The following is an 11,412-nucleotide window of genomic DNA, read 5'->3' on the forward strand; positions in this document are numbered from 1 at the left end:
GGCTGAGACGGATGTCCCTCGCGAGCCCGCTCCGGTCGCCGCGCGCGCTGCTCGCCGCGGCGGTCGTCGCCTGCGCGCTCGCGGCGATCCCGCTCGGGTACCTCCTCGTGCGCGTCGGCTCCGCGGGCGTCGAGGAGGTGCTCGCCGTGCTCGGCCGGCCGCGCGTGCCCGTGCTTCTCGGCAACACCGCGCTGCTCGCGGCATCCGTCACCCTCTCCACCGTCGCGATCGGCGTGCCGAGCGCGTTCGTGCTCGCCCGCGCGCGGCTTCGCGCCAGGGCGGCGTGGACCGTGCTCGCCGCCCTGCCGCTCGCGGTGCCGTCGTACCTCGCGGCATACGGGTGGCTCGCGGCCCTGCCGTGGCTGCAGGGGTTCTGGGCGGCGTGGTTCGTGCTGACGCTCGTCGCGGTGCCGTACGTGACGCTGCCGGTCGCCGCGGCACTCCGGGCCGGCACGACGGGACTCGACGACGTGGCGCGCACGCTCGGGCGCGGGCCGCTCGCGGCGTTCCGGCTGGGCACCTGGCCGCAGATCCGGCCCGCCGTGCTCGCGGGCGCGCTCCTCGTCTGCCTCTACACCCTGAGCGACTTCGGCGGAGTGGCCCTGTTCCGCTACCAGGTGCTGACCACCGCCATCCAGCAGGCGTACGGCGCGAGCTTCAACCGCGACTACGCGGCGATCCTCGCGACGCTGCTCGTGCTGCTCGCCGTCGCGGTCGTCGTGGGCGAGCAGGTGGCCCGCGGCCGGGCCGCCCGGCAGTTCGGCGCCGTCACGGGTCCGGTGCGTCAGCGGCGGGTCCGCCTCGGCCGGTGGACGGTGCCCGCGCTCGCGCTGCTCCTCGTGGCGCCGGCGCTGGCGGTCGCCGTGCCCGTCACCGTGCTCGTCGTGCGGCTGTTCGAGGCGCAGACGCTCCGCACATTCGATGCCGCCGAGCTCGGGTCGGCGGTGGCCAACACCGTGCTGCTCTCGGCCGGCGGCGCGCTCGTGGCGGTCCTCCTGGCCCTGCCCATCGGCATCCTCGCGGCCCGCTATCGCGGGCGCGTCGTGCGCGCCGTCGAGACGACCGGATACCTCGCCCTCGGGCTGCCCGGCATCGTGGTCGGGCTCTCGCTCGTGTTCTTCTCGCTCGCCGTGGTGCCGGTGTTCTACCAGACCGCGTTCGTGCTCGCCTTCGCGTACGGCGTGCTGTTCATGCCGAAGGCCATCGGCGGCATCCGCAGCGCGACGGCCCAGGTGCCGACCTCGCTCGAGAACGTGTCGCGCACGCTCGGCAACGGCCGCGCCCGCACCTGGTGGTTCGTGACCGCACGACTCGCGAGGCCCGGCATCGCCGCCGCGGCCCTGCTGGTCACCGTGACCGCCATGAAGGAACTGCCCGCGACCCTCCTCCTGCGACCGACCGGGACCGACACGCTCGCGACCGAGCTCTGGTCGCGAACCGACGTCTCCGCATATGGAGCCGCCGCACCCTACGCGGTCGCGCTGCTCGTGGTGGCCGCGGTGCCGGCGTTCCTGCTCTCGCGCGCGCGCACGGGCGAGTTCGACGAGGTCGCGCCGTGAGCCGCCTCGAGGTGCGCGACCTGGTGGTCGGCTACGACGCCGCCGACGTGCTGCACGCCGTGAGCCTCGACGTGCCGCACGGCGCGCTGCTCGCGATCGTCGGCCCGAGCGGATGCGGCAAGACCACGCTGCTGCGCACGATCGCGGGGCTCGTGCGCGCTCGTGCGGGCGAGATCCGCATCGGGCAGCGGATGGTGACGACGCACGGCATCCACCTCGCGCCCGAGAAGCGGCGCATCGGCTGGGTGCCGCAGGACGCGGCGCTGTTCCCGCACCTCACGGTCGCCGAGAACGTGGCGTTCGGCCTGCCGAGCGCTCGCGGCTCGGCCCGCAGCGCCCGTCGCGCGGCGCGGACCGCCGACGTGCGACGACTCCTCGACCTCGTGGGCCTGGGCGCGTTCGGCGACCGCCTTCCCGCCCAGCTGTCGGGAGGCCAGGCGCAGCGCGTGGCGCTCGCGCGGGCGCTCGCCTCCGCTCCCGACGTCGTGCTCCTCGACGAGCCGTTCGGCGCGCTCGACCCCATCCTCCGCGGCGAGTTGCGCACGTCGGTGCGGGAGCTTCTCCGCGAGGCGGGCGTGACGGGCATCCTCGTGACGCACGACCAGGCGGAGGCGCTCTCGGTCGCCGATCTGGTCGCGGTCATGCGCGGCGGCGAGGTCCTGCAGCTCGACACGCCCGAGCAGGTCTACCGCCGGCCCGCGACGCCCTGGGTGGCGGGATTCGTCGGCGACGCCGTGTTCCTGCCCGGAACCTGGCACGGCGACGCGGTGTCGTGCACGCTCGGCCGGCTGCCCGCCGACTGGGTGTCCGACGACCAGACGTCCGCGTCCGTGGCCGACGCCCCGGTCGACGGAGCCCCGGTCGAGGTGCTCGTGCGTCCCGAGGAGCTGACCCTGACGCCACTCGGCGACGGCGAGACCGGGGCGACCGGCGCACCCGGCGCACCCGGCGCGCCCGGCGCGCCCGGCCACGAGTTCACCGCGACGGTCGCCGACATCAGCTACACCGGCCACGACGCCATGCTCACGCTCATCGCGGGCGAGCTGCGCCTCCGGGCACGCGTCACCGCGGCGGGTCTCCTGCCCGTGGGGTCGCGCGTGGGCGTGCGGGTGGCGGGTCGCGTGCTCGCCTACTCCACCCGGGCGTAACGGAGCAACACCAGGTCGCCGGCGGGGATCGCGTGCACGAGCCGCATGCGTCGCTCCGCCTCGCGCGCGCCGCGCACCATGCGTCCGGCGTCGCCGCCCACGAGCGTCGGGCTGAGGCTCAGGCAGAGCTCGTCGACGAGGTCCTCCTCGACGAGTGCGCCGAACAGGTGCGGGCCGCCCTCGCAGAGCACCTGCGGCATCCCGGCCCCGGCGAGGCCGCGGAGCATGGCACGGGCGTCGAGGGCCTCGGACCCGAAGGCGAGCACGTCGGCGACCTCGGCGAGCGCCGCACGCCGATCGGCGGGGGCGGACTCGTGCGTCACGACGATCGGGCGCTCCGTCGCCTCGGCGAAGAACGCGTGCTCGGGTCCGAGGTCGAGGCGCGAGGACACCACGGCGACCCGGGGCTGGCTCGGCAAACCGTGCGCACGGCGCCACGCGGCATCCGCCTCGTCGACCCCCACGCCGCCGTAGCCCTCGACCCGCACGGTGCCGGCACCGAGGAGGACGACGTCGGCGAGCGTGCGCAGCACCTGCATGGCCATCCGGTCGGTCTCGTCGCCGAGTCCGCCGCTGCGCCCCTCGAGGGTGACCGCGCCGTCGAGGCTCATCACGAAGTTCATCCGCACCCGCGGCGCGGCCCGGTCGTCGAGGGCGTACGCCTCCAGCAGTTCCTCGCGCCCGATCGCCGCCGTCATCGGTTGTGCTCCAGGAACACGGGCTCGCGCCATCCCTCGATGGCCTCGAGCATGCGCATCGCGTCGACCGTCTCGCGCACGTTGTGGACGCGCACGATGCGCGCGCCGCGCATGACGCTGTACGCCGCGGCGGCGATCGACCCCTCGACGCGCTGCTCCCGGGGGCGGCCGAGGCTCTCGCCCACGAAGTCCTTGTTCGAGAGCGCGACGAGCGTGGGGTACCCGAGCGCGACCACCTCGTCGAGGCGTCGGGTGAGTTCGAGCGAGTCGAGGGTGTGCTTGTTGAGGTCGTGACCCGGGTCGACGATGATGCGATCGGATGCCACGCCGCGGGCTTCGGCGAGCGCAACGCGTTCCCGCAGGAACGCCCCGACCTCGGCGACGACGTCGTCGTAGCGCGGCGACGGATACGGCGTGCGCGGCGCGGCGAGGCTGTGGGTCACGATGACCGCGACCCCGGTCTCGGCGACCACGTCGGCCATGGCGGGATCGCGCAGTCCGGTGGTGTCGTTGACGACATGCGCGCCCGCTGCGATCGCCGCTCGTGCGACCTCGGGCTGGAACGTGTCGACCGACAGCACGGCGCCCGAACCGGCGAGCGCCGCGACCACCGGCACGACGCGGTCGACCTCCTCGGCCACCGGCACCGGCGGCCCGGGGGCGAACTTCGCGCCGCCGATGTCGATCCAGTCGGCACCCTCCCCGATCGCACGGTGCGCCGCGGCGACGGCCGCGCCGAGGGCGTCGGTGCGCCCGCGGTCGTAGAACGAGTCGGGGGTGCGATTCACGATGGCCATGACGGCGACCTGGCGGGCGAAGTCGAACTCGCGGGGTCCGATGCGCCGGCGCATGTCGGCCGAGACGAGGCTCATCCTGCGGCGCCGGCGAGTTGCTCGAGAGGCACGGCCGGGTCGGCGAGGCGCGCCGGGTCGACGATCGCGCGCGTGCGGATGAGTCGCTGCACCGCGTCGTTGACGTCCCACACGTTGACGTTCATGCCCGCGACGACGCGGTCGTCGCGGAGCCAGAACGCGATGAACTCACGGGCGTCGCGGTCGCCCCGGAGCAGGGGCGCGACGCCCGCGGCGAGCACGCCGTACCCGGAGTATTCCATGCCCAGATCGTACTGGTCGGTGTAGAAGTACGGGATCTCGTCGTACTCGACGTCCTCCCCGGCGAGCGAGCGCCCGGCCGCCTTCCCCGCGTTCTCGGCGTTGGCCCAGTGCTCGACCCGGATCGGCTGCCGCAGCACGGGGTGGAAGACGTTCGCGACGTCGCCGACGGCGTACACGTCGTCGGCGCTCGTGCGGAACGCGGCATCCGTCAGCACGCCGCGGTCGACGTCGAGTCCGGCCGCCTCGGCGAGGCCGGTCTCGGGGATCGCGCCGATGCCCACCACCACGACGTCGGCGGGCACGACGTCGCCGCCCTCGACCTCGACGCCGGAGACCCGGCCCGCCTCGCCCCGGATGCCCGCGACACTCGTGGACATGCGCAGGTCGACGCCGTGCTCGCGATGGAGGGCCGCGAAGACCGACCCCGCGTCGTCGCCGATGGCGGCGTTCAACGGCACCGTCTCGAGGCCGAGCACGGTCACGGCGTTGTCGTAACCACGGGCGGCCGCGGCGACCTCGAGGCCGATCCAGCCCGCGCCGATGACCACGACGCGGCGCCCTCCGCTCCGAAGCGCCTCGCGGAGCGCCGCCGAGTCCTCGACGGTGCGCAACACGTGCACGCCGGCGAGGTCGCCGCCCGGCCCGGCGAATCGACGTGGGGATGCGCCCGTGGCGAGGAGTGCGCGCCGGTAGCGCAGCGTCGCCCCGTCGTCGAGCTCGAGGGCGTGCGCCGACGGATCGAGCCGCACCGCGCGTCGTCCGAGCAGCACGTCGACCCGGTGCTCCTCGTACCACGCGGCCGGGTGCACGTCGATGGAGTCGCGGTCGGCATCGCCCGCGAGGAAGTCCTTCGAGAGGGGAGGCCGGATGTACGGCAGCGCGGCCTCGCCCGACACGACGACGAGCGGGCCGTCATAGCCCGCGTCGCGCGCACCCTCGGCCGCCCGCGCGCCGGCGAGCCCGCCTCCGACGATGACGATCGGATCCCGTTGCGGCATCTCCGTGCACCTCACTCCACGATCCCGCGCAGTCCGCAGCGCGCGAGGAACTCCCGTCGCGTGCGCGCATCATCGCGCACGACGCCGCTGAATGCGCTCGTCCAGGTGCGCGATCCGCGCACCTGCACGCCCCGGACCGACATGCAGAGGTGCTCGGCCTCGAGCACGACCCCGACGCCCGCCGGGTCGAGCTCGTCGTCGATCCATCGGGCGACCTGGCGGGTGAGCCGTTCCTGCACCTGCAGGTCACGGGCGAAGCGCTCGACGACCCGCGCGAACTTGGACAGGCCGAGGAGGCGCCCGCCCGGCACGTACCCGACGTGCGCCGTGCCGCTGAACGGCAGCAGGTGGTGTTCGCAGAGCGAGTCGAAGGGGATGCCGGCCACGACGACCAGCTCGTCGTAGCCCTCGTCGTTCGGGAACGTCGTGGCCTCGAACGGCCGCGGGGTCAGCAGCTCGATGAACGAGTCGGCGACCCGGCGCGGCGTCTCCGCGAGGTGCGGTGAGCGGATGTCGCGACCGAGCGCCGTGAGCAGTTCGGCGACGGCCGCCGCGGCACGGGCCCGATCGACGGGCTCGACGGCTCCGGCGGGTGCGTGCCCGATCGGCGCATCGGTCGCGCCGGTCGCGACCGCATGCAGGTGGGCTCTGGCCGCGCCCGGCTCGGCGAGGTCGATCGAGGTCATGTCGCACCCTTCCGTCGGTTTCGACGCTAGGCCCGCTTCGTTCTTTTGTCAACGATCTTTGATTTTAGAGATATGATCGGCGCATGGCATCCGACGACGGGGCGAGCTTCGAGCGGCGGGTGAGCGCGGTCGCGGCGCTCGCCGACCCGCTGCGGCGGCGCGTCTACGATGTCGTCTCGCGCAGCGCCGAGCCGCTCGGCCACGACGCCGTCGCGGCCGCGCTCGACGTGCCGCGCTCGACGGCCGCCTTCCACCTCAACCGGCTCGCCGCCGAGGGCCTGCTCGACGTCGAGCACCGCCGGCTCGGCGAGCGCACCGGCCCGGGACAGGGCCGGCCCGCCAAGATGTACCGGCGCGCCGAGGCCGATCTCGCGGTGGAACTGCCGCGGCGCCTCTACGAACTGGCCGGGCGCATCATGGCCGGTGCGATCGCCGCGACCGACGACGACGACACGCCCGTGATGGACTCGTTGCGTGCGGCGGCCGCGCGCACGGGTGCGCGGCTGGCCGAGACATCCGCCGACCTCGTGGAGGCCCTCGTGCGACTCGGCATGGAACCGATCGCCGACGGGCCCGACCGGGTGCTCGGCACCTGTCCCTTCCACGGCCTCGCCCGGGAGAATCCCGAGATCGTCTGCGCGCTCAACCATTCGCTGGTCTGCGGCATGGCCGAGGCGGTGGGCGACGACCCCGCCCGGGTTCGGCTCGATCCGGGCGCCGGGCGGTGCTGCGTGCGCATCGGTCCCGCCACGACCATCCAACGAGTTCCCAGCTGAGTTTCAGCCAACGCGCAGAGAATCGTTCTATGAGCGACGGACCACGCATTCTCATCGTCGACGACGAACCCAACATCCGCGACCTCCTCACCACCAGCCTGCGATTCGCCGGCTTCGCGGTGCGCGCCGTCGGCAACGGCGCCCAGACCATCTCGGCCGTGCTCGAGGAGGAGCCCGACCTCATCATCCTCGACGTCATGCTGCCCGACATGAACGGCTTCGGGGTGACCAAGCGCCTGCGCTCGGCCGGCTACACCGCGCCGATCCTGTTCCTCACCGCGAAGGACGACACGGAGGACAAGATCACCGGCCTCACCGTCGGCGGCGACGACTACGTCACGAAGCCCTTCAGCCTCGACGAGATCGTCGCCCGTATCAAGGCGATCCTGCGGCGCACCATGCACGCCGAAGAGGACGCCGTCATCCGCACGGGCGAGCTCACCATGGACCAGGACACGCATGAGGTGCTCGTCGGCGACGTGCCCGTCGAGCTCTCCCCCACCGAGTTCAAGCTCCTGCGCTACCTCATGCTGAACCCCAACCGGGTGCTCTCGAAGGCGCAGATCCTCGACCACGTGTGGGAGTACGACTTCAACGGCGACGCGGGCATCGTCGAGAGCTACATCTCGTACCTGCGCCGCAAGCTCGACCAGCACTCCACCGAACCGCTCATCCAGACCAAGCGAGGATTCGGGTACATGCTGAAGTCCTCCAAGCCCTGACTCAGGCTTCGCCGCCTAGACTCGGCCCGCCATGCATCAGACGATTTCCGAGCGGTGGAACCGCATCTCGCTGCGCACCAAGATCACCGGGGTGACGGTGCTGATGCTCACCCTCGGCCTGCTCGTCTCGGGCATCGGCACCGCAGCGATGCTGCGCTCGTACGTCGAGGACCAGATGGCGTCGAAGCTCGACACCATCGCCTCGGGGGATCTGAGCAAGTACTTCCAGCAGACCGACGGCCGCTCCGGGGAGGACAGCCTCTACGGGCGCGACTTCCGCGCCTCCGAAGACGTGTTCGTGGCGGTCTACCGGCCGTCGGGCGAGTACGTCGGCAACAATTGGGCAGACCTCGACCGCGACATCCCCCTCATCCCGCGCACGCTCACGCAGGCCGAGGTCACCGAGCTGAATCCGGGCAGGTTCACCGTCATCACCCTCCCCGACTCGAGCGGCGCGAAGACCTACCGCGCCGTCACCACCCTGATGCCGGCCGACAACCAGGGCAACAACGCTCCGATCATCATCGCGATCTCGTCGAAGGACAGCGAGCGTCTCCTCGCGGTGTACCTCACGATCTTCCTCGGCTTCGGCCTCGGGGTCGTCCTCGTGGGCGCCCTGCTCACCCGCATGCTCGTGACGACGACGTTCACACCCCTCCGCGAGGTGGAACGCACGGCGGCCGCGATCGCCGACGGCGACTTCAGCCAGCGACTCGGCGGCGCCACGCCGAACACCGAGGTCGGGCGGCTCAACCGGTCGCTCAACACGATGCTGAACCGCATCGACCGCGCCTTCCGCGACCGCGCGCGCACGATCGAGCAGATGCGCCGGTTCGTCGGCGACGCCTCGCACGAGCTCCGCACCCCGCTCGTCTCCGTGCGCGGCTACGCCGAGCTCTACCGCATGGGCGCCCTGCAGACGCCCGACGAGGTGGCGCAGGCGATGGACCGCATCGAGAAGGAGGCCATCCGCATGGGCGGCCTCGTGGAGGACCTGCTCGCCCTCGCCCGGCTCGACGAGGCCAAGCCGCTCGAGCTCGCCGAGGTCGACCTCGTCCCGCTCGCGCGCGACGCGGCCCTCGACGCGATGGCCGCGAATCCGGGTCGCGTCGTCACCGTCATCGCCCCCGAAGAGCCCCGGGCGACGGAAGCCGCCGGAGAGCCTCCGGCCGACGTCGAGGTCGAACTCGAACCCGAACGGCCGGCGACCGGGGCCATGTCGTTCGCCGGCGCCACGCTCGCGCGCCTCCGGGGCCGTCGCCCTCGTGGCGAGAGCGGTGGCGGGGGTCGACGCGGATCCGGCCACAGGGCCGGCGCCGCGGCATCCGGTGCCTCGAAGCGGTCGGGCGGCGCACGCAACCGCGGTTCGTCGGCCGAGCCCGCGGAGACGACCTTCGCCGGCCCGTCGACGTCCGCGCCGAAGCGCGCCACGACGGCGACGGTGCCCGTGCGGCGCGCGGTGGTGCTCGCCGAGGAGAACAAGATCCGCCAGGTCATCACGAACCTGATGGCGAACGCGATCCGGTTCACGACCGACGGCAGCCCCATCGAGATCCGCGTGTCGGTCGACGACGCCGCCGAGCGCGCCATGATCGAGGTCATCGACCACGGCGAGGGCATCGCGCCCCAGATCCGGGAGAAGATCTTCCAGCGCTTCTGGCGGGCCGACACGTCGCGCACCCGCGAGACCGGCGGCTCAGGCCTCGGGCTGGCGATCGTGTCGTCGATCATCGCCGCCCACAACGGCACGGTCGACGTCGTCGAGACGCCGGGCGGCGGCGCCACGTTCCGCGTCTCGTTGCCGCTCGCGGGATCGACGGCGGCCCCGCAGCCGGTCGTGTCCGCCTGAGGGCCGGACCGACTCGTCCTCACGAACCCCTGTCTTCCCGGGGCCGCCCCCAGCGCCGTCCGCGACCGCCGTTCGACGGCGTCACGCCCGTAGCGTGACGTGCACCAGTCGAGCGAAGGGAACCAGATGACCACCTATCACGTCGACGCCGCACAGGTGTCCGCCGCCACCCAGACCGTGCAGGGCACGATCGGCCGAATCCAAGCCGAGGTCGCGTCGCTTCTCGGGCAACTCACCGGCCTGCAATCGTCGTGGTCGGGCCAGGCCGCAACCGCCTTCCAGGGCGCCGTGACCGACTGGCGGGCGACCCAGTTGCAGGTCGAGCAGAGCCTCGCCCACCTGAGCCGGGCGCTCGGCATCGCCGCCACCCAGTACGCCGAGGCCGAGCAGTCCAACGCTCGCCTGTTCCTGCGCTAGCTGCTCCGCACGGATCGCGTGGCCGTCAGGATGTGGCCGTCATGAGGTCACCGCCATGAGGTCACCGCCATGTGTCGAGCCACGATGGCGGCGATGTCCACGGCCGCCGCGCGAGCCGAGTCGATCGAGCCGGCCGGACGTCCGGCATCGACGCCCGCCGGAGACTGGGGATACACGGTCACCCGCCCCCAGTCGCCGGCGACGGCGAAGTCGATGACGCAGTCGCTCACGGCGTCGTCGCACCGAGCGATGGCCTCAGCCCCATCGACCTCGGGGAGCGTGACCGACGTGCCACCGGACACCAGCCAGGACTCCGCGAATCGGGAGAATCCCCACGCGCCCGAGGGGAGGATGCCGATCTGCCCGAGCGAAGCGTCGCTGGTCGCGATGGCGAGCGAACACCGCGCCGCGCCGGTCGTGTTCAACCCGTACCAGTACTGGCCGACCCGGGGCCCGTCCCACTGCGGCCCCACCCGGAGTTCGGGCACCGCCGTCACCGCGGCGATCTCGGCGGTCGGGGTGAGCACGTCGCAGTCCACCGGAATGTTGCTGCTGGGCGTCGCGGGCGACCACCGTTCGAGTGCCGTCGTCGTCTCGAGCGTGGAAACCATCGGATCGAAGACCGTCCGGAATCCCTCGACGAGGTCCTCCGCGGTCGTGTCGGCGTCGACCACGACGCCCTCGACGACGAGTTCGACCCAGGTCTGGCCGATCACCCCGAAGAGCTCGCAGTACCCCGTGTTGACGCCCTCCATCGGCCCGAGGCATCTCGGACCCTGGACACCCTCCCCGTACGTGGGGTCGCGCGAATCGTAGGTGTCGACGTATGCGACGGCCTGGTCGAGGCCCTCCGGGAGGATGCTGAGCCTGACCAGCTGGCGATCGGGTTCGTCGTTCGGATAAGGGTTGTGCGGCAGCCCGTTCGTCCACGTGCACGAGAGGGCGCCGAGTTGCACGACGGCAGCGGTATCGGGACCGAGCAGGTCCGCGGGCGCCTCGGGAGCCAGGGGCGTCACGATCACGCCGAGGAACTCCTGCAGCGCCGCGGCATCCACGATGTCATCGCAGTCGGCGCCGATGCGCGGCTCCGGACCTTCGGCGATGGCGGGCCCGGCACTCGTCGTGGGCGTGGCGGCCGGAGTTCCGGTCTCGGTCGGCGTGGTGGCGATGCAACCGGAGAGGGTCACCGCCGCCGTCAGGGCAAGGGAGCCGAACAGGAGCGGTCGGGCACGTCGACGCGGTGACATGTCCATAAGCTAGCGGGTCCGCGGCTGCCGAACGGGCACGACCCGGTCACCCTTCCAACACGGTGCAGGTACACGAGGATGGGCGCCTCCCGAAGGAGACGCCCATCCACATCATGTCCGGCGGCGCCGGAGCGGTCGGACTAGACGGTATGTAGTGGCCCCTTCTGGGTGAGGGGGTTGCGGGCCGGGGCCTCGCT

General features: G+C 72.6%; 11 protein-coding genes. 6 read left to right on the forward strand and 5 right to left on the reverse strand.

Translation table 11 applies throughout. The features are described from left to right. Positions 1-11: 11 nt before the first annotated feature. Positions 12-1,559, forward strand: coding sequence for an iron ABC transporter permease (locus EZM51_RS19455; RefSeq protein WP_136709967.1), 1,548 nt, complete (start codon positions 12-14; stop codon positions 1,557-1,559). Continuing rightward, on the forward strand, positions 1,556-2,707 hold the full coding sequence (locus EZM51_RS19460) for an ABC transporter ATP-binding protein (RefSeq protein WP_136709968.1): 1,152 nt from the start codon (positions 1,556-1,558) through the stop codon (positions 2,705-2,707). Before EZM51_RS19455 ends, EZM51_RS19460 begins: the two co-directional genes overlap by 4 nt. Here the strand turns inward: EZM51_RS19460 and EZM51_RS19465 are convergent. Genes EZM51_RS19465 through folE form a run of 4 tightly spaced genes read right to left on the reverse strand, consistent with a single transcriptional unit; the run spans position 2,689 to position 6,204 of the window. Next, entirely contained in the window at positions 2,689-3,405 is a 717-nt protein-coding gene (locus EZM51_RS19465) for a pyrimidine reductase family protein (RefSeq protein ID WP_169054001.1), read from the reverse strand. The two genes, EZM51_RS19460 and EZM51_RS19465, sit on opposite strands and share 19 nt — an antisense overlap. Next, a complete protein-coding gene (folP, locus tag EZM51_RS19470; RefSeq protein ID WP_136709970.1) occupies positions 3,402-4,277 on the reverse strand; it encodes a dihydropteroate synthase in 876 nt (291 codons plus the stop codon). Before folP ends, EZM51_RS19465 begins: the two co-directional genes overlap by 4 nt. Continuing rightward, a complete protein-coding gene (locus EZM51_RS19475) occupies positions 4,274-5,518 on the reverse strand; it encodes an FAD-dependent oxidoreductase (RefSeq protein WP_136709971.1) in 1,245 nt (414 codons plus the stop codon). Before EZM51_RS19475 ends, folP begins: the two co-directional genes overlap by 4 nt. Positions 5,519-5,529: 11 nt before the next feature. After that, positions 5,530-6,204: a GTP cyclohydrolase I FolE gene (gene folE, locus EZM51_RS19480; RefSeq protein WP_136709972.1), complete on the reverse strand. Its 675-nt coding sequence runs from the start codon at positions 6,202-6,204 to the stop codon at positions 5,530-5,532. Positions 6,205-6,287: 83 nt separating this feature from the next. Here folE and EZM51_RS19485 point away from each other — a divergent pair, with 83 nt between their 5' ends. From EZM51_RS19485 to EZM51_RS19500, 4 genes are all read left to right on the forward strand, one after another. Then, positions 6,288-6,980, forward strand: a complete 693-nt coding sequence (locus EZM51_RS19485; RefSeq protein ID WP_136709973.1) for a helix-turn-helix domain-containing protein — start codon at positions 6,288-6,290, stop codon at positions 6,978-6,980. Positions 6,981-7,009: 29 nt separating this feature from the next. Beyond that, positions 7,010-7,702 (forward strand): response regulator transcription factor, encoded by a 693-nt coding sequence (locus tag EZM51_RS19490; RefSeq protein WP_130353365.1) that lies wholly within the window; start codon positions 7,010-7,012, stop codon positions 7,700-7,702. 31 nt (positions 7,703-7,733) lie between these two features. Next, positions 7,734-9,551, forward strand: coding sequence for a HAMP domain-containing sensor histidine kinase (locus EZM51_RS19495; protein WP_136709974.1), 1,818 nt, complete (start codon positions 7,734-7,736; stop codon positions 9,549-9,551). A 126-nt stretch (positions 9,552-9,677) separates the two neighbouring features. Continuing rightward, on the forward strand, positions 9,678-9,968 hold the full coding sequence (locus tag EZM51_RS19500) for a WXG100 family type VII secretion target (RefSeq protein WP_136709975.1): 291 nt from the start codon (positions 9,678-9,680) through the stop codon (positions 9,966-9,968). A gap of 47 nt (positions 9,969-10,015) precedes the next feature. Here EZM51_RS19500 and EZM51_RS19505 read toward each other — a convergent pair whose 3' ends face one another. Then, the gene (locus EZM51_RS19505) at positions 10,016-11,215 is read right to left on the reverse strand and encodes a hypothetical protein (protein WP_136709976.1); all 1,200 of its coding nucleotides are present in this window, start codon (positions 11,213-11,215) and stop codon (positions 10,016-10,018) included. Positions 11,216-11,412 lie beyond the last annotated feature (197 nt).

It is taken from the genome of Agromyces sp. H66 (assembly GCF_004959775.1).
Lineage (GTDB): Bacteria > Actinomycetota > Actinomycetes > Actinomycetales > Microbacteriaceae > Agromyces.